Source organism: Texcoconibacillus texcoconensis, assembly GCF_014202575.1.
GTDB classification, from domain to species: domain Bacteria; phylum Bacillota; class Bacilli; order Bacillales; family Salisediminibacteriaceae; genus Texcoconibacillus; species Texcoconibacillus texcoconensis.
In genome coordinates, this window is record NZ_JACHHB010000004.1 from 13,395 (window position 1) to 34,292 (window position 20,898).

At 40.4% G+C, this 20,898-nt stretch carries 23 protein-coding genes; all 23 read right to left on the minus strand.

Annotation, left to right across the window (positions count from 1 at the left end):
• Positions 1-57: 57 nt before the first annotated feature.
• Positions 58-1,359, minus strand: a complete 1,302-nt coding sequence (gene aroA, locus HNQ41_RS05110; protein WP_184663345.1) for a 3-phosphoshikimate 1-carboxyvinyltransferase — start codon at positions 1,357-1,359, stop codon at positions 58-60.
• Between the two features lie 10 nt (positions 1,360-1,369).
• Positions 1,370-2,473 carry a prephenate dehydrogenase gene (locus HNQ41_RS05115; RefSeq protein ID WP_184663346.1) on the minus strand — a complete coding sequence of 368 codons (1,104 nt, stop codon included), beginning with the start codon at positions 2,471-2,473 and terminating at the stop codon, positions 1,370-1,372.
• An 11-nt stretch (positions 2,474-2,484) separates the two neighbouring features.
• Complete coding sequence (gene hisC / locus HNQ41_RS05120) at positions 2,485-3,582, minus strand: histidinol-phosphate transaminase (protein WP_184663347.1); 1,098 nt, start codon at positions 3,580-3,582, stop codon at positions 2,485-2,487.
• Positions 3,583-3,624: 42 nt separating this feature from the next.
• Positions 3,625-4,428: a tryptophan synthase subunit alpha gene (trpA, locus tag HNQ41_RS05125; RefSeq protein WP_184663348.1), complete on the minus strand. Its 804-nt coding sequence runs from the start codon at positions 4,426-4,428 to the stop codon at positions 3,625-3,627.
• A gap of 2 nt (positions 4,429-4,430) precedes the next feature.
• On the minus strand, positions 4,431-5,618 hold the full coding sequence (gene trpB / locus HNQ41_RS05130; protein ID WP_184663576.1) for a tryptophan synthase subunit beta: 1,188 nt from the start codon (positions 5,616-5,618) through the stop codon (positions 4,431-4,433).
• Positions 5,602-6,258 carry a phosphoribosylanthranilate isomerase gene (locus HNQ41_RS05135; protein ID WP_184663349.1) on the minus strand — a complete coding sequence of 219 codons (657 nt, stop codon included), beginning with the start codon at positions 6,256-6,258 and terminating at the stop codon, positions 5,602-5,604. The genes trpB and HNQ41_RS05135 overlap by 17 nt, the downstream gene beginning before the upstream one ends.
• The gene (gene trpC, locus HNQ41_RS05140; protein WP_184663577.1) at positions 6,255-7,007 is read right to left on the minus strand and encodes an indole-3-glycerol phosphate synthase TrpC; all 753 of its coding nucleotides are present in this window, start codon (positions 7,005-7,007) and stop codon (positions 6,255-6,257) included. The genes HNQ41_RS05135 and trpC overlap by 4 nt, the downstream gene beginning before the upstream one ends.
• Positions 7,007-8,026 (minus strand): anthranilate phosphoribosyltransferase, encoded by a 1,020-nt coding sequence (trpD, locus tag HNQ41_RS05145; protein ID WP_425506966.1) that lies wholly within the window; start codon positions 8,024-8,026, stop codon positions 7,007-7,009. The genes trpC and trpD overlap by 1 nt, the downstream gene beginning before the upstream one ends.
• Positions 8,020-9,537, minus strand: coding sequence for an anthranilate synthase component I (gene trpE, locus HNQ41_RS05150; protein ID WP_184663350.1), 1,518 nt, complete (start codon positions 9,535-9,537; stop codon positions 8,020-8,022). The genes trpD and trpE overlap by 7 nt, the downstream gene beginning before the upstream one ends.
• A 235-nt stretch (positions 9,538-9,772) precedes the next feature.
• Positions 9,773-10,156, minus strand: coding sequence for a chorismate mutase (gene aroH / locus HNQ41_RS05155; RefSeq protein ID WP_184663351.1), 384 nt, complete (start codon positions 10,154-10,156; stop codon positions 9,773-9,775).
• A 2-nt stretch (positions 10,157-10,158) separates the two neighbouring features.
• Positions 10,159-11,250 (minus strand): 3-dehydroquinate synthase, encoded by a 1,092-nt coding sequence (gene aroB, locus HNQ41_RS05160; RefSeq protein WP_184663352.1) that lies wholly within the window; start codon positions 11,248-11,250, stop codon positions 10,159-10,161.
• Positions 11,250-12,422, minus strand: coding sequence for a chorismate synthase (gene aroC / locus HNQ41_RS05165; protein WP_184663353.1), 1,173 nt, complete (start codon positions 12,420-12,422; stop codon positions 11,250-11,252). The genes aroB and aroC overlap by 1 nt, the downstream gene beginning before the upstream one ends.
• Before the next feature lie 195 nt (positions 12,423-12,617).
• Entirely contained in the window at positions 12,618-13,391 is a 774-nt protein-coding gene (locus HNQ41_RS05170) for a CheR family methyltransferase (RefSeq protein ID WP_184663354.1), read from the minus strand.
• Positions 13,392-13,537: 146 nt separating this feature from the next.
• The gene (gene ndk / locus HNQ41_RS05175; RefSeq protein ID WP_184663355.1) at positions 13,538-13,981 is read right to left on the minus strand and encodes a nucleoside-diphosphate kinase; all 444 of its coding nucleotides are present in this window, start codon (positions 13,979-13,981) and stop codon (positions 13,538-13,540) included.
• A gap of 129 nt (positions 13,982-14,110) precedes the next feature.
• Positions 14,111-15,082: a heptaprenyl diphosphate synthase component II gene (hepT, locus tag HNQ41_RS05180; RefSeq protein WP_184663356.1), complete on the minus strand. Its 972-nt coding sequence runs from the start codon at positions 15,080-15,082 to the stop codon at positions 14,111-14,113.
• A 15-nt stretch (positions 15,083-15,097) separates the two neighbouring features.
• Positions 15,098-15,955, minus strand: a complete 858-nt coding sequence (locus tag HNQ41_RS05185; protein WP_184663357.1) for a menaquinone biosynthesis protein — start codon at positions 15,953-15,955, stop codon at positions 15,098-15,100.
• Positions 15,956-15,957: 2 nt separating this feature from the next.
• A complete protein-coding gene (locus HNQ41_RS05190) occupies positions 15,958-16,554 on the minus strand; it encodes a UbiX family flavin prenyltransferase (RefSeq protein ID WP_184663358.1) in 597 nt (198 codons plus the stop codon).
• Entirely contained in the window at positions 16,551-17,411 is an 861-nt protein-coding gene (locus HNQ41_RS05195; RefSeq protein WP_184663359.1) for a UbiA-like polyprenyltransferase, read from the minus strand. The genes HNQ41_RS05190 and HNQ41_RS05195 overlap by 4 nt, the downstream gene beginning before the upstream one ends.
• A gap of 53 nt (positions 17,412-17,464) precedes the next feature.
• Entirely contained in the window at positions 17,465-18,169 is a 705-nt protein-coding gene (locus tag HNQ41_RS05200; RefSeq protein WP_184663360.1) for a demethylmenaquinone methyltransferase, read from the minus strand.
• A 4-nt stretch (positions 18,170-18,173) separates the two neighbouring features.
• A complete protein-coding gene (locus HNQ41_RS05205; protein WP_184663361.1) occupies positions 18,174-18,983 on the minus strand; it encodes a heptaprenyl diphosphate synthase component 1 in 810 nt (269 codons plus the stop codon).
• 308 nt (positions 18,984-19,291) lie between these two features.
• Positions 19,292-19,519 (minus strand): trp RNA-binding attenuation protein MtrB, encoded by a 228-nt coding sequence (mtrB, locus tag HNQ41_RS05210; RefSeq protein WP_184663362.1) that lies wholly within the window; start codon positions 19,517-19,519, stop codon positions 19,292-19,294.
• Between the two features lie 47 nt (positions 19,520-19,566).
• Entirely contained in the window at positions 19,567-20,142 is a 576-nt protein-coding gene (folE, locus tag HNQ41_RS05215; RefSeq protein WP_184663363.1) for a GTP cyclohydrolase I FolE, read from the minus strand.
• A 177-nt stretch (positions 20,143-20,319) separates the two neighbouring features.
• Positions 20,320-20,592 (minus strand): HU family DNA-binding protein, encoded by a 273-nt coding sequence (locus tag HNQ41_RS05220; RefSeq protein ID WP_184663364.1) that lies wholly within the window; start codon positions 20,590-20,592, stop codon positions 20,320-20,322.
• Between the last annotated feature and the right edge of the window lie 306 nt (positions 20,593-20,898).

A 20,898-nucleotide genomic window follows, 5' to 3' on the forward strand; every position in this document is an offset into this window, starting at 1 on the left:
ATCCATAAAAAAACCGCCTAGACATCCTTCGATGTGTTCAGCGGTTCGAAAACATTTTTATCCTGTGGTCACACTGAGGTTTGATAAATCTTCAAAAAATCCTGGATATGAAACGTCAACAGCTTCCTGATTTAGAATCACAATCGGCTCCTCTGATACGAGACTCGCAATTGCCATCGCCATGCCAATTCTATGGTCTCCAAAACTATCAACTGTACCACCTTTTAGAGGTGTTCGTCCATGGATCACCATACCGTCTTCTGTCGCTTCAATGTTAGCTCCTAACTTTTTCAACTGCCCAACAACCGTATCAATACGGTTCGTTTCTTTCACTTTTAATTCCGCCGCGTCTTTGATGACCGTCGTCCCTTCTGCTTGGGTCGCAAGCACAGCAAGAACAGGAATTTCATCAATCAAACGAGGAATGTCATCTCCTTCTACGGTTGTTGCCGTTAATGCTGATGAGCGGACTTCAAGATCTGCGATCGGCTCCCCAGTGTCGATTCGCTCATGCTTTTTCACAACATTAGCACCCATTTTTTTCATAACATCAAGTATACCTGTCCGTGTCGGGTTCACTCCAACATTTTCTATGTACACTTCACTCGCTTCTGTTATGGCAGTACCTGCGAGAAAAAATGCAGCCGAGGATATATCCCCAGGAACACGAATATCGCAAGCCGAGAGCTTTTGCTTTCCTTTCAAACGAACGCTTGTCCCATTTTGCTCTAGATTAACACCAAATGCTTGTAGCATCCTTTCTGTATGATCACGAGATGGTGCTGGCTCACGAACAACGGTCTCTCCGTCCGCACCTAGCCCCGCAAGCAAAACAGCTGACTTCACTTGTGCACTGGCTACAGGCGTGTCATAAACAATTCCTGATGTATTTTCACCACTTACCGCAAGTGGAGCGAATCGACCTTGCTCACGTCCATTGATCACAGCGCCCATTTGTTTCAACGGGACTGTAACTCGGTCCATCGGCCGCTTCCTAATTGAAGCATCGCCTGTTAAAACAGAATGGAACGGCCTTGAGGCCAAAATCCCTAGCATTAAACGAATCGTCGTCCCTGAGTTGCCAACATCTAATACTTCTGTAGGCTCCTTTAAACCATCATAACCGACGCCTTCAATGATTAATGCACCTTGTTCAGTTTGTTCAATCGAAACACCAAGTTCTTGAAAACATTTCACCGTTCGCTTACAATCTTCACCAAATAAAAAGCCTTCCACTGTGGTACGCCCTTCTGCTAATGCTCCGAGCATGATCGAACGATGTGAAATTGATTTGTCTCCTGGTACAGCAATTCGCCCATTTAAAGATTTTACTGTTGCTTCCATTCGTCTCTCCGTCATTCGTTACCTCCTACTGAGCTACATACGTTTCATAAAGGTGATCATTTAATGATTGCTTACCTGCTTGCAAATCAGATTCCGAGCGAAAACTTAAGCGAAGAACACCCATAATGTCTTCACGCGTTTCTATAATTCGTATATTTGTAATACTAATTCCCGCTTCTGCTAAAATCCCTGTCACATCTGAGATTACACCTGGGTGGTCAGGGACGTCAACGTATAAATCGTAAAACGCAGGTAACGCTCCTCGTTTTTTGGATGGCAACTCATCCCGATACGTCTTTGCTTGAGAAAAAAAGTCGTAAAGCGCCTTTTCATCTTCACTTTCAATCATACCTGTCACATCTCGCAGTTCCTTTTGCCAAGATTGCAACAATTCAAGCAGTATTTCTTTATTATGAACACAGATATCTCGCCACATTGTAGGTGACGAGGAAGCAATACGCGTTATATCACGAAACCCTCCCGCAGCCAGCTGTCCGACTTGCGGGTGCTCGTAAGAAATTTTTTCAACTTGACGGACTAAACTAGCCGCAATCACATGAGGAAAATGACTGATAACACCTGCTAATTGGTCATGTTCTTCAGGAAGCATCGTTAAAAAGCGTGCACGCGTCCCTTTGAGCCAATTTTGTAAACGGATTACTGCTGGAGTTGGTACTGATTGATCTGGTGTAATCACATAATAAGCATTTTCAAACAAATGCGCTTTTGCTGCAGTTACACCAGTTTTATGGGACCCTGCCATTGGGTGTCCACCAATAAACGTAACATCTTTATTCTCAAGTTTGCGCCCTTTTTCCATGATCCGCTTTTTCGTGCTACCAACGTCTGTAATGAGCGCCCCTGATTTCAGCGGCACGTGTTGCAATTGTTCAAGTATTTCCATCGTTTTAACGACAGGCGTACTTATAATGAGCAAGTCAGCGATTGCTGCTGCTTCTTCAATCGATTGCACACCTTCATCGATCACTTTTAACGATTGCGCCATAGACACACTGTCTGTATCGATATCATAACCGTAAATGTAAACGTCAGCATGCTCTTTTTTAATAGCAAGCGCAAGGGATCCGCCAATTAAACCTAGCCCGATAATCAGTACATGTTTTTTCACCGTTTTTCCTCCTAAGATGAACGCTTCTGTAGGTGATATGCATCTAATTCGTCAAGTAAACCTTGGTTTTCTTCTTCAGTACCTACAGTGACACGAATCATAGTCGGGTACCCTAGCGCTTGGCCACTTCGAACAATATAGCCTTTAGATAATAAATGTTGGAATACATCGTCTGCTGGAGCACCTACATCAAAAATAATAAAGTTCGTTTCTGATGGAAAGTATTGAAGCCCGCGCTCAACGCAATAATCCATGTATTGCTGTATGCCTCGTTGGTTTTTTTCACGACACGCGTCGATAAATGACTGATCCTTTAATGCAGCTTGGGCCGCTCGTTGCGCAATTGTTGATGTATTAAATGGTTCCCTAGCAGGGTCCATTTTTTGCACAAGTGTCGCTTGGCCAATGCCATAGCCAATTCTTAATGAAGCCAAGCCATACGCTTTTGAAAATGTTCTCGTAATGAATAAGTTTGGATATTGATCGATGAGTGGAATCGTATTAGGAAAATCATCCGCCGTAACGTATTCATAATACGCTTCGTCACTGACGACGATCGTGTCTTTCGGGACTTGCGCTAAAAAGTTTAAGAACGATTCTTCATTTACATACGTTCCTGTAGGGTTGTTCGGGTTACATACAAAAACGATTTTCGTATTTTCATCGATTTTTTCTAACATCGCAGATAAATCATGGACACCATCTTGTAAAGGGACTTCGCGTACCTCTGCTCCTTCAATGACCGCGTTATGGCGATATTGCGGAAAAGTCGGTGTTGCTGTCACAATATTATCTCCTGGTTTTAAAAATGTGCGACAAAGAATCAACAATACTTCATCTGAACCATTACCAAATAAAAGTTGACTAGGATCAACGCCTAAAAAGTGAGCGACATCTTTTTTCACAGCTTGTGCGGAACCATCAGGATATTTCGCTAAGTCAGAAATGGTTTCTTCAATCGCTCGTTTCACTTGTGGTGAAGAACCGAATGGGTTTTCATTTGATGCGAGCTTGATGACCGAAGAAAGACCAAATTCACGTTTTACTTCTTCGATAGGTTTGCCTGGTTGATATGGAGACAACCCTTCTAATGCCTTTTTCGTTTCCACTGTTTAACACCTCAATGCGTAAAAGAATCTTTCTTCTCTATCTTACGATGAAATAAGTGATTCGACAAATGCTTTAATGTTTTTAAGGCCACTTTCCATTGTGTTTTCATTGCTTAATAATTGTCGGTTTTCCTCAATAGTACGTACGATTGCACTCCCAATGATAACACCATCGGCATGCTGCCAGAATTGATCCACTTGTTCTCGGCTTGAGATTCCAAAGCCGACAGCCACTGGCACTGTACTTGTTTGTTTCACTCTTTCAATAAATTGATAGACTTCTTCATTGTAATTTGAACGTTCCCCTGTCACTCCGAGGGACGATACGAGATATACAAACCCTTCAGCCCGCTTTGTAATATATTCAATTCGGTCGTGCGATGTTGGCGCCACTAGAGAGATCATGGATAGCCCTTGCGCTTGTGCTAAAGAAGTGAACTCTTCACTTTCCTCCAATGGCAAGTCTGGAATAAGAAATGCATCAATACCTGCTCGCTTTGCTTCTTGAACAATCGCTTCTTCTCCAAATTGTAGGACTGGATTATAATAACTAAACAGCACGAGCGGAATGTCAACGCCTCTTTTTTTCACATTCGCCGCGACTTGCAGCACGTCTTTTAACGAGACACCTTGATCTAAAGCACGGGAAGCTGCACGTTGAATCACTGGGCCGTCTGCTAACGGATCGCTATAAGGTACACCTAACTCGACCGCATCTGCCCCTGACTCCGCTAACATCTCAATCACTCGCTCGGTTACTTCGAGACTTGGATCGCCAACGACGACATACGGAATAAATAATTCACTGCTTTTATTTAACAATGGTTGTTTCACTGCTTGTTTCATTATTACTCTCCCCCTAAATACGATTGAATCGTATGCACATCTTTGTCGCCTCGACCTGATAAACATACTAAAATCGAAGCACTAGATGGAAGTTGTTCCGCTCGGTCAAACGCTTTTTTTAGCGCATGGGCCGATTCTAAAGCGGGTAAAATTCCTTCTTCTTGAGCAAGCGTCTGTACCGCTTCTAATGCGTCCGCATCACTGGCTGCTTCATACTGTACTCGACCTGTTTCAAATAAATGCGCATGTTCTGGACCAATTCCTGGATAATCTAAACCTGCAGAAATTGAATGCGGTTCTACAATTTGCCCATTTTCGTCTTGCAGTAAATACATGAGTGAGCCATGCAATACACCTTTTGTCCCCTTCGTCAACGTCGCCGCATGCTCTTCGGTATGCAACCCTTTTCCTGCTGCTTCTACACCTACAAGTTTGACGTCATCTTCTAGAAACGGATGAAACATCCCGATTGCGTTACTTCCCCCACCGACACAAGCAAACACTTCATCTGGCAACTTTCCGTATTGAGCTTGAAATTGTTGTTTACTTTCTTTGCCGATGACCGTTTGGAAATCACGAACGATTTTAGGATAAGGGTGTGGTCCAACAACGGAACCGATTAAATAAAATGTATCTTCTACATTTGCAACCCAATAACGAATCGCTTCGTTTGTCGCATCTTTTAATGTTTTACTCCCACTCTTTACAGGGATGACTTCGGCACCGAGTAATTCGATTCGAAAGACATTTAACGCTTGACGTTTCATATCTTCTTCACCCATAAATACTTTACAACTTAGGCCGAAGCGAGCTGCGGCTGTCGCTGCTGCTACACCGTGTTGTCCTGCACCTGTTTCAGCAATGATTTTTGTTTTCCCCATTCGCTTTGCAAGTAATGCTTGACCGATTGCGTTATTCATTTTGTGTGCGCCTGTATGATTTAAGTCTTCACGTTTTAAATAAATGTTTGCTCCACCAATACGTTTGCTAATACGTTCAGCGTAAGTAATCGGGGTTGGGCGGCCCGAGTAATCCGTTAATTCTTTTTGCAATTGTTGTTGGAAGTCTTCTTCATTTGAGATTGTTTCATATGCTTGTGTCAATTCTTCTAGCGCAACCATTAACGTCTCAGGTACGAAACGTCCACCAAATGCGCCGTAACGTCCCTTTTGATCAGGATAAACTGTCATCACTTTTCACCTTCTCCTTCACTTCTATCATTTTCTCTTCATCTTTTTCTTCATTTGTCTCAATCCCACTCGATACATCGATACCATCCGGTTGATATGCTAATAGTTGTTCAACATTTTCTGGACGAACCCCTCCAGCAATAAAGCAAGGGACACCTAGTTCGTGAGCCTGGTTTTGGTATGTTGGTACGTACTGCCAATCAAACGTGACCCCTGTTCCTCCTACCATCCCTTTTACACTCGTGTCAATTAAAAAAGCATCTACGATTCCTTCGTATCTTTTCATTTCGTTACATACATCAGGGCCGTGGTGAATTGTCTTCCAAACCGAACAACTTAACTGACTTTTTAACTTCTCTAAGGTGACGATATTTTCCTTTCCGTGACATTGAATAATATCTAATTTTGCCACGTTTGCAATATCGATAACATAATCAACCTGTTCATCTACGAAAACACCAACAAGTTTTTGGGTGTCACGTAACGGCTTATTTTGCTGCCAGTTAGCGACCGCTTCTGCAGTTACTTGGCGCTTACTGTTTGCAAAAATAATACCGATAAATTCAATACCTAACTCTACTGAACGTTTGTAATCGTCAAAGGATCTATGACCACAATACTTCAACATTGGCTGTTTCATGATGCGAACCATTCCGGTAATGTTTTACGAGGATCATCAGCTCGCATGAGCGCTTCGCCGACAAGAACGGCATTGGCCCCACATCTAGAAACGAAATCAATGTCTGCCTTTTCATGAATACCACTTTCACTAACAAAAATAGATGACTTCGGGATATGACGAGCAAGGTTTTCTGTTTCTTGTAAACTCGTCGTAAATGTTTTTAAATCACGGTTATTGACCCCTAAAATATCTGGTTCAAATTGATCGAGCACCTTTTGTAGTTCGTCGTAACCATGTACTTCAACGAGGCAATCAAGACCAAGTATTTTCGCCTGTTCATAAAAGGACTTAAGTGTTTTTGGCTCTAAAATAGATGCAATAAGCAAAATCGCATCAGCACCGATCCGTTTACTTTCTTCAATTTGACGCTCATCAATAATGAAGTCTTTTCGTATGACTGGCAGATTGACGTGTTTTTTCACTTCTGTAAGCCTTTGGCAACTCCCTTTAAAATACGATTCGTCAGTTAGGACCGATAAGGCGTCAGCTCCCGCTTCTTGATAAGAGCGAGCAACATCTAATGCAGAAAACTGCTCCTTAATCACACCTTTGGAAGGCGAGGCTGCTTTTACTTCTGCTATCACACCTAGTGAGCGATGAGGTTCACGTAACGCTTCGAAAAAAGAGTACCCTTTCACCTCTGACTCCAACGGCATTGCGAATTGCTTCATTTCTTGTTTTTTCGTCGCAACAATGTCATCTAAAATCACGAGACTGCCTCCTTGAACTTCCTTATCATTTGTAAATGTTCGTGAACTCGGCGTTCTTTTAACGCTTTGGCGGCAAGATGAACACCTTCTGCAATCGTTTCACAACGGTCATAAACATAAAGTGCACAAGCTGCGTTTAATTTTACAATATCTATCGCTGCCTGTCGCGCTTCATGACTGAATATTCCCTCAATTAAAGATGCACTTTCTTCTGATGTGAATACTGTGCAGTCTTCAATTGATCCACGTTCAAGTCCTACATCTTCTGGTGCAATATCGTACATTGAAATTTCACCGTTTGCCAGTTCAACAATCGACGTCGGTTTAGCAATTGAACATTCATCTAAACCATCATACCCTGTTAAAAAGAGGGCACGCTTTGTTCCAAGACGCTTCGCTGCTTCCGCCATTTTTCTTGCTTCTTTAAATCCATACACGCCAACGATTTGTCGGTTGGCATTTGCTGGGTTGGTGAGAGGACCTAGCACATTGAAGATCGTTTTCACACCTAATTCTTTTCTCGCAGGCGCAACGTGCTTCATCGCTGAATGATAGATCGGTGCATATAAAAATGTCAGTCCTACACTTTCAAGCATTGCTTCTGCTTCAGGTTTTGACGCTTGGATCGGTACGCCGAGTTGTTCGAGGACATCGGCACTTCCTGTCTTTGAAGAAACACTTCTGTTTCCGTGTTTTGCAACTGGGACACCTAATGAACTAACAACGAGTGCAGCCGCTGTGGAAATGTTAAACGTATTCGAACCGTCTCCTCCTGTACCACATGTATCGAGTAAATCTGTCATATCGTGATCAATAGACAAACTTTTCTTTTTCATCGCACGAGCAAATCCTGTAATCTCATCAACTGTTTCTTCTCGGTAACGCATGATGGTTAGAAGTGAAGCGATGTGTTCATTAGACACATTTCCTTCCATCATTTGCTCCATCAATTCCTCTGCTTTCTCTTCCGACAACGTCTCCCCTTTTAGCAAGGATTCTATCATTGCTTTCACGATGAACGAACCTCCTCATTTAAGAACATCTCTTCTGCTAACTCAACAGCACGTATTAAGGCTTTCGCTTTATTTCTCGTTTCCTCCCATTCGTTTTCTGGGATGGAATCATAAACGATACCCGCACCCGCTTGCACATAACTATAGCCATCTTCTAAAATCATCGTACGAATCGCTATACACGAGTCAATCGCTCCGTTAAAACCTGCATAGGCAATCGCACCAGAATAGATGCCCCGATACGAAGGCTCTAATTGCTGAATAATCTCAATTGCACGAAGTTTCGGTGCCCCTGATACCGTACCCGCAGGATGCGCACTATACATCGCATCAAGGGGATGAATGTTTTCTTGGAGCTTTCCAGTCACTTTGGAGATTAAATGCATAACATGCGAAAACTTTCCGACTTCCATCAGTGAATCAACATTCACAGATCCATACTCCGCTACACGCCCGACATCATTCCTCGCTAAATCTACAAGCATGAAGTGTTCGGCTCGTTCTTTGTCATCTTCGATCAGTGAATCTGCCAACTCCTCGTCTTCTTGCTTGTTTTTCCCTCTAGGTCGCGTCCCTGCTATCGGATGGATTTCAACCTCACGATTTGCAGATATTTTTACAAGCCTTTCTGGTGAACTGCCAATCACATCACGTTTACCAAGGCGGATATAAAATAAATACGGTGAAGGGTTTAATTTTCGTAACACTCGATACAATTGAAAGCCCGTCACGTCCGTTTTTTTAGCAAACCGTTGCGACAGTACAGCTTGAAAGATATCCCCTTGACGAATATAATTTTTCACTTCTTCAACATTCTGTATAAATGTTTCTTTATCGCAATTAGATGTCACGCCCTCAAAAGAAACATTTAAGACGTCTGGGATCGGTGGTAAAAAAGACTGTACAGGTTGTTGTTGATGGCGCATCGTTTCAACAGTCCGTGCTAATTCTTTCTTTGCTTGTTCATACACTTCACGAGTCGAACGTTGTTCATCTATAGTCGCGTAGTATATCAACGTCAATTGTTGTTTTTTATGGTTGTAAGCAAGGATTGTTCGACAAAACATCATCATCACTTGTTGATAACTTTTCGATGCTGGCGGCATCATAACACTGTCTTCAGTATGACCAAGAGATTCAAAAGTTGCGTAACCAACCCCGCCGCCTGTAAACGGAATCTCGTTATCTAAAGGCATAGGCTTTAACTGTTCCAATGTCTTATCCCATGCTTTTGTCCACGTTTTTTCCTTAAACAACATGTCGCTTTCTTCGTTTATTAATGAAAAATAACCTTCTTGCTCTTGAATCTTGAAAAATGGGTGTAAGCCAATAAATGAGTAGTTTGACCAAGGAGATAGTGGGTCTTCACTTTCTAATATAAAACAAGCTTCCTCATCAAAAGCCGAAAACATTTCAACTGGTGTCATCGTATCAACGAAAACATTGGCAACAACTGGAATCGTCCGATGATTTTTTGTCGCTTTTGCAAAGGTTTCAAAAGTCGTTTCGATCATTGGGAAATCACCTCACCGATGGAGGTGAAGGAGGATAGGGTTATTGAGGGGGTAAAAAAATATACGGACACAAAAAACCTATAGCTCAGTTATGCTATAGGTGGTAAAACGAAATTGAATATACGTCTCCCCTATGCTCAACTCAACTCTGCTCATCCTCAACTTCACTCATCTCATATTTTAAAAACACAAAAACTATACTCTTCAACTCTGCTAAACTAATCTTATCAGTATCTTAACGCTTTTTCATTTCATTTGTCAATGATAAGTCTGGCCTTAATGATGTAGCTTCTCGATGATAAATATGGTGGATTTCATCTTGATTTTTCTCAGTATTCGTTACCATCATGACACGAATGCAGCGTGACAAGCTATTCGGTACAGGAATTTCTTGCGAGCACATCACAGGGACGTGACGAAACCCTTCAAAATCACGAATTGCACTTGCAGGAAACGCCGCATCTAAATCATTCGTTACGGTAAAAATAACGTGAGAAATGTCTTCAGGTTCAACATGATTACGCTCAATCATTTCTTGTAACAATATTCTACTCGCCGTTAAAATGTCTCCCTTTTGATTTACTTCGACCGTCGTTGCACCTCGTATTCCCCGTTGCATTCCTAGACCTCCTCAAGTTCTTCTTTTAAAATATTTTCAATGAAAGTAGAATCTACTTTTACTAAATTCGGAACGCCCAAAGAAGGTAATAGAACCATACGAATATCCGATTGTAAGGATTTCTTATCACGCTTCATCCGTTCTATAAGGGATCTCGAATCACATGAAGCTGGAATACGAACGGAAAACCCTAAACTTTTCATATCTTCACACCATGAGTTAGAAGCTAAATCAACTTCATAATAATGTTCACTCACCTTTAACGCAACCATCATCCCGATCATTACAGCCTCTCCATGCGTGATTTCTCCGTAGCCAAGCTCTGCTTCTATCGCATGACCTACTGTGTGACCAAAATTGAGAAACGCGCGCTCCCCTTTTTCTTTTTCATCTCTTTCAACAATTTGCCTTTTTACATCAATTGACGTATATAAAATATTTTCGATCGACTCTGCATTTATATCACCAATTGGAGTAGAAACCGTGCGCTTAACACTCTGTAATAGTTTCGTATTTTGTATAAAGCCATGCTTAATCACTTCTGCCATACCAGAACGCCATTCGTGTTCTGGTAGGGTTTTTAATGTCGTGACATCATAAATAACAGCTGCTGGCTGATAAAAAGCACCGATCATGTTTTTTCCTTCGGAATGATTAATACCTGTTTTCCCTCCGACACTACTATCATGAGCTAGCAACGTCGTCGGAATTTGAATGTAGGGAACACCTCGTAAGTACGTCGCTGCTGTAAATCCAGCAAGGTCACCAACGACTCCACCCCCGAGTGCAATAATGACTGTTGAACGGTCAAACCCTTGTTTTAAAGCATATGTTAAAAGGCGCTCATACGTAACAAAACTTTTCGATGCTTCACCAGCTTCAACGACCATATAGTCCGTTTGCGCATACTGTTCTAGTTGACTTTGTAACCGGTCTAAATAGCGTTTGGCAACATTTGTATCTGTAATAATAAAAAATGACGATGGTGATAATTGTTTCACAAGCCCATCCCATACTTGATTTGATTGCAATAGGTTCGAGCCAATATGAATCGGATACCGAAACGTATCGCTTTCAACCATTAACGTTTGCATTAGAACGTCCTCGCTTTTTCAAGATATTGTTCATATGCTTTTTGAATGTCAAATAACGAATCAGATCCAAACTTTTCAAGAAATGCTTCTGCTAATGCCCAAGCTACGACCGCTTCACAAACGACAGCAGCTGCTGGTACAGCGCAACTATCTGAACGTTCTATACTGGCATTAAACGGCTCTTTGGTTTCAATATCAACACTTTGAAGAGGTTTATACAAGGTAGGAATTGGCTTCATCGCCCCTTTAACGACAACCGGCATTCCGTTTGTCATACCGCCTTCAAAACCACCGAGACGATTTGTACGCCGAGCATACCCTTGATTTGGATCATAAATGATTTCATCATGAACTTCGCTACCGTTTTTCCTTGCTGCTTCAAAACCAATTCCAATTTCTACACCTTTAAATGCATTAATACTCATAACCGCTTGTGCTAGTTTTGCATCTAACTTACGATCATAATGAACATGAGTACCTAACCCTATCGGAAGACCTTCTGCTCTAGCTTCAACAACACCGCCGATTGAATCACCCGCGTTTTTCGCCTCATCAATGGCTCGTTTCATTTCTTCTTCAACTGATTCGTCATAACAGCGAACCTCTGATGATTCCGTTTTTGAGCGAAGTTCTGCATTACTTATATTTTCAGGTACCTTCGCTCGAATGTCACCAATTTCCTGTACATGACCTAAAACATCTATCGAAAAATGACGAAGAACCGCTTTTGCAACCGCTCCAGCAGCAACACGTGCTGTTGTCTCTCGCGCTGATGAGCGCTCTAAGACGTTTCTCATGTCTCTATGATCGTATTTGATTGCCCCGTTTAAATCTGCATGACCTGGGCGTGGCCTTTGAATTTGACGCTTCATTTCAGTTTCTTCATTTGGGTCGAGTGGTTCAGCCCCCATAATTTTTTGCCAATGTGTCCAGTCTTTATTTTCTACGACTAGCGTAATTGGTGCTCCAGTCGTTTTTCCGTGGCGAACACCACTTACGATACTGGCTTGGTCTTTTTCAATTTGCATTCGGCGACCTCGACCATAGCCTTTTTGTCGTCTCGCTAAATGTTCATTTATATCCTCTGCTTTTAATTCTATTTGGCTAGGTACACCTTCGATAATAACTGTTAATTGTGGGCCGTGCGATTCTCCAGATGTCATATATCTCATGATTTGAACCTCCATTCTTTAACGCTTTTATGCACTAAATAGACGATAAGCTTATCGTCTATTTTCGATGATATTCTATAATTTTTCAAGGGGAAATGTCCGAAAACTCAGTATTTATTTCAAAATAGAAGGAGCCTTCTGCTAGACTTTCTAATAGCGAAAGCACCTTGAATACGAGCGACAGAAGCTTTTCAACTAATCAATCTTCTTGTAAAAAAATGTGTCCTCTGTTTCGAATCCATACCGTGAAGGATTAAATATTTGTTCTGTGCTTCCGACAAAAAACGTACCGCCCGTACGTAGCGATTGATTAAATTTATGATACAACTGATCTTTAGCTTCTTCTGTAAAGTAAATAAGAACATTTCTGCAGATGATTAAATCAAAACCTGTTTCAAACCGATCAGACAGTAGATTATGTTTTCGAAATGTGACGGTCTTTTTTAAGTCATCACTCACTCGATAACCTGAACCTTCTTTTTTCATAAAAGTATCCATCATTGGCTTGGGTACTTCTTTCACAGAGCTCTCTGGATAAAAGCCGTTACGGGCTCGTTCAAGAATCGATTCATCAATATCTGTTGCAAGTACGTGAATATTTTTTAGAGGTAAAAACTTAGACAAAACCATCGAAATTGTATAAGGTTCTTCACCTGTTGAACAAGCGGCACTCCATACTTTCAGTTTCCTATTTTCATGATATAAGCGGGGTAAAATCTGTTCTTCTAGCACATGCCAGCGTTTTGGGTTACGATAAAACTCTGACACATTGATCGTCATACGTTGCAAAAATTCTTCATATAACTCCTTATCTTCAGATAATGCTTGAAAATACTTGCGAAAATCGTTGTACCCTCTTTTTTCTCTTAAAGATGTAAGACGTCTTTTCATTTGCGCTTCTTTATATTGAGATAAATCGATACCTGTTTTTTTGTTTATATCTTCAATAAACTGTTCATAATCATTCATTCGTTTCTCCCTCTCCACATTGCAATCTCGCTTGTATCACTTGTTTACTTTTTACCATATTTTTATTGATGCCGCTAGCCTTTATTTCTCGTAAACAAAAAAACAACCAAGAAAGCTGACCACATCAGTGATCAGCTACTTCTTGGTTACAACCATTCACTTATGGACTTGTCATAGGAAACTAACTCTTTCTCATCAAAAAACAAACCGATTTCACGAGCTGCACTTTCAGGGGAGTCGGACCCATGAATAATATTTTTGCTCACTTGTTGACCAAAATCCCCGCGAATTGTGCCTGGCGATGCTTCTTGAGGATTAGTAGCCCCCATCATTTCCCGCGCACCTGCAATGGCACCTTCCCCTTCCCATACCATTGCAAATACAGGACCAGATGTAATAAAAGAAACGAGCTCGTTATAAAACGGACGTTCCTTATGTTCTTCATAATGTGTTTCAGCTAGACTTTGCTCAATCGTCATGAGCTTTGCGGCAACGAGTTGGTATCCTTTGTCCTCAAATCGTTGCACAATGGATCCTATTAAATTTCTTTGTACACCATCAGGTTTCACCATAAGAAACGTTCGTTCCATATTACCCCTCCTATGTAATCGCTTGCAATCAATCCTTTTAGAGTATAGCAAATTTTCCGAATACAGGCAAACTTGTCTCCTAAAAAATGATAAAATAAATAAAAGACAGCCTATAACGCTGTCTTCGTTTCAGGAATTTCTTTTTTCAATGTATTCGCCAATTTGTCGCAACGATTTTTTTGCTCGTGTATTAGGAAGTTGTTCTAATGCCAAAAATGCTTTTTGTAAATATTGACGCGCAAGTTTTTGCGAATCTGCAATTGCCCCATTCTGTTTCACACGGGCAATGACGTCGTCAATTGGCAGATGATTGCCATATGGATGACGAAAATGTTCGCTGATCCACTGTTTCAGCGTATCATCACGCCTCATTCCATAAAGCGCAGGTAAAGTTAAGTTCCCTTGTTGTAAATCACTTCCAGCCGGCTTTCCTAATTCCTTTTCCGTTCCAATAAAGTCAAGAATATCATCGGTTACTTGGTACGCCATACCAACATAATAACCGAACCAATAAAGCTGTTTTTGTACATTTGGTTTAGCTTCTGCAACAACGGCTCCAAGTTGACAACTAACAGCAATAAGTAAAGCCGTTTTACGTTTAATCCGACGTAAATACTTCCGTAAATCTTGTTCTTCATTATACTGATCGCGAATTTGTTCTACTTCACCAATACTCATTTCTTTCATAGCATTAGCGAGGATTAGATGTACTTCTGATTGTTCACAATATGTGGCCATTTCGATCGCACGAGCAAAAATGTAATCGCCACTGTACATAGCTACTCGATTATCCCACTTCGCTTTGACTGTCTCTTTTCCGCGCCTTAAGTCGGCATCGTCAATGACATCATCGTGCACGAGCGAGGCCATGTGAATAAGTTCTAATGGAACGGCTATTTGTTGAATACGATTTAAATCATAGTTGCCAAACTGAGCAGACAGCAACACAAAAACTGGACGAATTCGTTTTCCACCTGCTTTTAATAAATGGGTAGAAGCATCTCGTAAAACAGGATGCTCAGCTTCAATTGTTTTTTCTAATGCTTGTTCGATTTTTCCGATATCAGAACGTAAATGCCAATAAATCTCGGTTAGTTTCATCTTGTCCACCTTGTTCTATACAGAATGACATTGATCTATAGGAGTCCAGATTGATATGTTCTTAACTGGTTTTGGTAATAAACCTAGATCATAAGCTAAATCATAATAGTATTGTAAACCTGCTAAATGAGTTGGTGTCAAATCATGGTTCAAGCCTGTGAAATAATTGCGCCAAAAAGCTCGTTCCCCTCCATGTAACATTTGAATGGAGCGAATCATTTCCTGATAATCATCTTCTATAACGAGTGATTTACTTTTTGTGAATTCACGCCATAGGTCTTGAATGACTTCCTCATGAGTCTGCAAAATATTTTTGTGCACTGCAAATACGGCATACGTCATCGGAAATCCCGTTAACGAATTCCAACGCTCTCCTAAATCATAACAGAAATCATGAGCTCTTTTATTCCAAGAAGCGTGGATTGCATCATCACCGATTAATAAACAAGCATCATAATTTGCCATCATTTCATCATAATTTGGCTTTTCCGTTTGAAAATGAACATCCAAATCATAAAACTTTAGCAAAATAATTTTCAATAAGTTAACTGATGTTGCTGAACTCGAAGTTAGTGCAATTGATTTACCTTCCAATTGTTCAATTGGATATTTGGAAAACAAAAATATCGACCCTACTTCACGACGAGAAGAAACGGACAGATCAGGTAGGAGCTGATAAGTGTCTGCATTTTCACCATAAGCAAACGAAGATATCCCCCCGACATGAACCTCCCCTTGAGACATTTTTTCATTCAATCGTGCCGGTATTTGAGGTACGAATGTACAACCTTGTTGTTGCAAATATTCACGATTAATGTAATAAAAGAGCGGTATGATGTTCGTGTAAGAAATCTCACCAATAATTACGGACATCGCTAGTCCCCCCAGCGTTTAAAAAGATGGTGATTAACATTAAGTTGGTCAAGCACTTTCCCGACGACGAAATCAACAAGGTCGTCCAGCGTCTCAGGGCGTTGATAAAAGCCGGGCATCGCCGGAACTACTTGAGCTCCTACTCGGCTTAATTTTGCCATGTTCTCTAAATGAATTTCATTTAATGGTGTCTCTCTTGGAACAATGATTAATGGACGCTTTTCTTTTAACATCACATCAGCAGTGCGTTCTAATAAATTACTAGATGTCCCTTGTGCGAGTTTCGATAAAGTCCCCATTGAACAAGGGGCAATAATCATTCCATCATTTTTATAGGATCCACTAGCAATTGGTGCAGAGAAATCTTGAAGCGTATGGTAGGACCAGCCTTCGCCATAATCTGAAAATAAAGATTGTAAACACAGGTTTCGATCCGTTGTATCTAAAGCAAGTTCTTGTTCAAACACTTGCCAACCAGCTTCACTAATGACTACGTGTACACGGTGATTGGCTTCTAACATTGATTGAATGATTCTCACACCATAAGTAGCCCCGCTAGCACCTGTGATTCCTACGGTATATATTGGTTGTCGGTTCATAGTAGCAAATCTCCAATCGTAAAAGCTAACATGACAAGGCTGATAATGCCATTCATTGTAAAGAAGGCCTTATTTACATTCGACAAATCCTCTGCTGAGACAAGAGAATGTTCATAGACCATAACTGCCCCAGCAATGAGTGCCCCTATTAAATAAATCCACCCTAGTGGTGTAACGGTTGCTAGTAACAAAAGTGCAAAAAAACTAATGACGTGAAAAACTCTCGCAATGATTAAAGAGCGAGCAATACCAAATTGACTCGGAATCGAGTGTAGTTTAACTTCACGGTCATAACCTGCATCTTGTGTTGCATAAATGATATCAAAACCTGCTATCCAAAACGCAACAATGACGAATAATATAAATGCATCTAGCGTGAGGGTCCCAGTAGTCGCTACCCATCCACCAAGTGGAGCAATACCAATTGTTGCCCCTAAAAATAAATGACAAGCCCATGTGAAGCGTTTCGTATAAGAATAAAAAACAAGAAAAAAGACAGCGATCGGTAACAGGTAAACGGACAACATATTTAATTGAAAAGCTGAAAAGAATAAAACGATGAACGAAACAACAATAAATAATAGCGCCTCAGCTTTTGAGATTAATTTTGCAGGAATTGCACGATCACTTGTTCTTGGATTCATCTCGTCAATTTTCGCATCTATTACACGATTTAACGACATAGCCGCGCTTCTACCACCAATCATTGCTAACGTAATCCATAGCCATTGTTCCCAAGAGGGCCATTGACCTTCTACTGTTAAACTTCCAAGAGCCGCACCTAAAAACGCGAAAGGTAAGGCAAAGATCGTATGTTCAAATTTTATCATTTCCAAAATAATCTTTAATTTTCGCATCGCCAACGACCTTTCTAGCAATATTCAATCTTCGTATTACAATCTAGCTATGTTTATTTATAGGCAAAATGAGCAGCAGCTGCTCCTCCCGAATAAGACTTATACGTACACGTTTTAAAACCTGACTTTAGAAACCAGGATTTCAGTTCTTTTTTTCCCGGAAAACTCACCGTTGACTCCTGTAACCACGAGTATTCCTCATATCGTTTTGCAAAGAGCTTTCCAAATAAAGGCATGATATAGCGAAAATAGAATGAAAAAATTTGTTTGTATACAGGAATGGTTGGATGTGATGTCTCTAGACAAACGACAAGACCTCCTGGCTTAACGACCCGACGCATTTCTTTGAGGGTCTGCATATAATCCGGTACATTTCGTAATCCGAACCCGATTGTTACGTAATCAAAGTAATTATCAGGATAAGGTAAGTCCATAGCATTTCCGTGAGTGAGCGTAACATGACTTAGCTGTGCTTCATCAACTTTGGCTTGTCCTACTTTTAACATATTTTCACTGAAATCAAGACCGTGTACTTCTCCACTAGCACTAGTTGCCTCTGCTAATGCAATTGTCCAGTCTGCCGTTCCACAGCAAACATCGAGTGCTTTAGCGCCATTTTCTACCGACATACGTTTCATCGTATCCTTTCTCCAAGCACGATGACGTTGAAAACTAATAATTGCATTCATTTTATCGTATTGATCGTAAATTGATTCAAACACTTGATGTACGCGTTCTTCTTTTGTTTGACCACTCATCTATTTACCCTTCTTTCACTAAGTAATGGGAATTAACTTCTGACGAATCAAGAAGCTCTTCTACCCTAGACGAAATATATTGTTGATATGCTCCTAGTGTTCCATCAAGCAAATTGGATTTTGTACGTTCAATATGACTATCAATCTTAGACATGATTAATTGCTCAGAACGTATATTTCCCTCTTTACCCATCGCTGTATAATACTTGAGAAAAGGAGAGTCTTTAGTTCCACGCAAGTATGAGTTTCGTTCATATACAAGTCTTTTAAATAGAAAAAAGTGGTCGCATGCCAACGTCGGTTCCTTAACATGGAAAAAATGTTTAACATTCCTAACAATAGCTGTGTCAATTGTGTTAACATTTAACAGTAATTCAGACCAATCTAAAATTTCTTTTTTATGATAAACGTTCATTTTGGCTTCGTTTATATCTTGTATAGCCTTGGCTAATACACGTATGAAACTCACTTCACCCTGCTTCGCTAATATTAAGTAGTATAAACTACTATAATAATCGCCTGCCAACACCGTTAACTGACGAGCTTTTCGTAAATCATCTTGGTCCATTTGATCGGTTGTTATTTTCTCGTGAGTATCAAGAGCTGCTTGCACAAGAATGGAAGTTAATATATAGGAATGGCGTTGTTTGGGGGATATCGACTGTTCTTTTAGCATGAACAATAAAAATACAAGTTGATCATCATCAATCGATGCACTTGTGATATACTTCGATAAATATTCATATTTAATCATTTCAAAAAAAGATTCTTTTAGCTCATTTATTTCTTTTAAAAAATCGCTCGACATAATCATTTGTCAATCCCCCAACAAAAAATAGTCACGATGAAACGAATTATCATCTCAACTTTTGTTACATTCACTCGAAAGTTATATCTAGTATACCATAGCATCAAACGAACGATAAAGCTGAATTCACGGTTATGATAAAAAATAAAAGATACAATAATTGCCAACAGTACGTTGCTTTAGGATCTATAAAAAGGAGTGAATGTCAATGAACTAAAACCTATGAAAATAAAAGAGGTATCTATAGGATGATGATTCAAAAGTAAAGAAAGGGCCAACCCGTCACATGTAGGATAGCCCCTTGTTGAAAACGGTTATTCAACATCACTTTCAGTTTTCATTTCACCGTGATTCGTTTGGATCACAGCTTTTCCACGTACTTTCATCGCAGATGTGTGTTCTGTGAACTGCGCAATCATCACTTCACCTTCATCAAGCTTTTCGGAATGGTGAAAGCGTGTGTCAGACCCTCTTGTCAATCCAATCACATTGACCCCATTTTCTTCTGCTTTAATAACGATAAAATCATTTGATTGTGCCACCTTAACTTCACCACCTTGTTTATAAGATCATTTTAGCTTTTCATAGATTAAGCTCGTGACGAATGAATAAGCGACATGACTTCCGCTCTAGCTGCTTCATTTCTTGAAAAGGCGCCTCTAACAGCTGAAGTAACGGTTTGAGAGCCCGGCTTTTTCACACCACGCATCGTCATACACATATGTTCAGCTTCTACAACTACAATTACACCTAAAGGCTCCAACGTCTCAACGATACTGTCTGCAACTGTCGAAGTGATTCTCTCTTGTAGTTGTGGTCTACTTGTTACCGCTTCTACAGCACGAGCTAATTTACTCAATCCTGTCACCTTTCCACCTTTCGGAATGTAGCCAATATGCGCATGTCCAAAGAAAGGAACGAGGTGATGTTCGCACATTGAATAAAACGGGATGTCTTTTACGAGCACAAGCTCTTCATGATCCTCACCAAAAACGGTAGCAAAATGTTCTTTAGGGTCTTCATTCATACCTGAGAAAACTTCCTCATACATTCGTGCTACCCTTTTAGGCGTATCTAATAACCCCTCTCGCCCAGGGTCTTCCCCGATTGCTTCTAATATCATAGTAACTGCTGTTTGTATTTTTTCGTGATCGACGTGGCTCATTTAAAACGCCTCCTACTGCTCTGAAGATTATGGAAAGTCTAGCATAGTATATGTAAAACAATCAAGAAATCGAGAAGTAGCTAATGAAATATAAACTAGAAAAGCTTTTTTAACAATACTCATAAAAAGAAGAACCACTTATGACAGTGGTTCTCCTCTCCTAAGCCCCTATGTAAGTTACTTAACGGCATCTTTGAGGGCTTTACCAGGTTTAAATGCTGGCACTTTGCTTGCCGGGATTTCAATTTCTTCACCTGTTTGTGGGTTACGACCTTTACGAGAAGAACGTTCACGTACTTCAAAGTTACCGAACCCGATTAGTTGAACTTTGTCCCCTTTAGTTAAGGAGTCAGTGATTACATCAAATACAGCATCTACTGCACTTGTTGCGTCCTTTTTGGAAAGGTCTGCTTGTTCTGCAACTGCATTGATAAGTTCTGTTTTATTCATTCGATTCACCTCCTCCCAAAAATTCATCGCTAATATTCCTTGTCTTACACAAAAAGGAATCTTTTATACGTTTTGCCCCACAAATCGTGGTTAACAACGCTTATGGTAAAGGAAAATCCGCAACAATTCAACAATTTTTGTTGAATTTCGCATGAATTATACTAATAATCTTTTTATGTTAATGGAAGAGTACCATGTAAAGAAGGATTATGAAAGGGTTATGCTTCATATTTTGAAGAAGATTTGATGATAAATGAGGGATTTTCAAAATCAAAATGATATTTTCGTTGTATATTTTTTATCGAC

Coding starts and splice junctions, on each gene's coding strand:
- HNQ41_RS05170 (WP_184663354.1), bottom strand. CDS start 13,391: ATGAATGATTATGAACAGTTTATTGAAGATATAAACAAAAAAACAGGT.
- HNQ41_RS05205 (WP_184663361.1), bottom strand. CDS start 18,983: ATGATTATGTCGAGCGATTTTTTAAAAGAAATAAATGAGCTAAAAGAA.
- ndk (WP_184663355.1), bottom strand. CDS start 13,981: ATGGAACGAACGTTTCTTATGGTGAAACCTGATGGTGTACAAAGAAAT.
- hepT (WP_184663356.1), bottom strand. CDS start 15,082: ATGAAACTAACCGAGATTTATTGGCATTTACGTTCTGATATCGGAAAA.
- HNQ41_RS05185 (WP_184663357.1), bottom strand. CDS start 15,955: ATGTCCGTAATTATTGGTGAGATTTCTTACACGAACATCATACCGCTC.
- HNQ41_RS05135 (WP_184663349.1), bottom strand. CDS start 6,258: ATGAAACAGCCAATGTTGAAGTATTGTGGTCATAGATCCTTTGACGAT.
- aroC (WP_184663353.1), bottom strand. CDS start 12,422: ATGAGATATATGACATCTGGAGAATCGCACGGCCCACAATTAACAGTT.
- folE (WP_184663363.1), bottom strand. CDS start 20,142: ATGAGCCACGTCGATCACGAAAAAATACAAACAGCAGTTACTATGATA.
- aroA (WP_184663345.1), bottom strand. CDS start 1,359: ATGACGGAGAGACGAATGGAAGCAACAGTAAAATCTTTAAATGGGCGA.
- trpB (WP_184663576.1), bottom strand. CDS start 5,618: ATGACAGTTTATCCTGATCAAAAGGGACGTTACGGCGCATTTGGTGGA.
- aroH (WP_184663351.1), bottom strand. CDS start 10,156: ATGCAACGGGGAATACGAGGTGCAACGACGGTCGAAGTAAATCAAAAG.
- HNQ41_RS05195 (WP_184663359.1), bottom strand. CDS start 17,411: ATGCGAAAATTAAAGATTATTTTGGAAATGATAAAATTTGAACATACG.
- trpE (WP_184663350.1), bottom strand. CDS start 9,537: ATGATCGAAACGACTTTTGAAACCTTTGCAAAAGCGACAAAAAATCAT.
- HNQ41_RS05200 (WP_184663360.1), bottom strand. CDS start 18,169: ATGAGTGGTCAAACAAAAGAAGAACGCGTACATCAAGTGTTTGAATCA.
- HNQ41_RS05220 (WP_184663364.1), bottom strand. CDS start 20,592: ATGAATAAAACAGAACTTATCAATGCAGTTGCAGAACAAGCAGACCTT.
- HNQ41_RS05190 (WP_184663358.1), bottom strand. CDS start 16,554: ATGAACCGACAACCAATATATACCGTAGGAATCACAGGTGCTAGCGGG.
- aroB (WP_184663352.1), bottom strand. CDS start 11,250: ATGCAAACGTTAATGGTTGAAAGCGATACGTTTCGGTATCCGATTCAT.
- trpA (WP_184663348.1), bottom strand. CDS start 4,428: ATGAAACAAGCAGTGAAACAACCATTGTTAAATAAAAGCAGTGAATTA.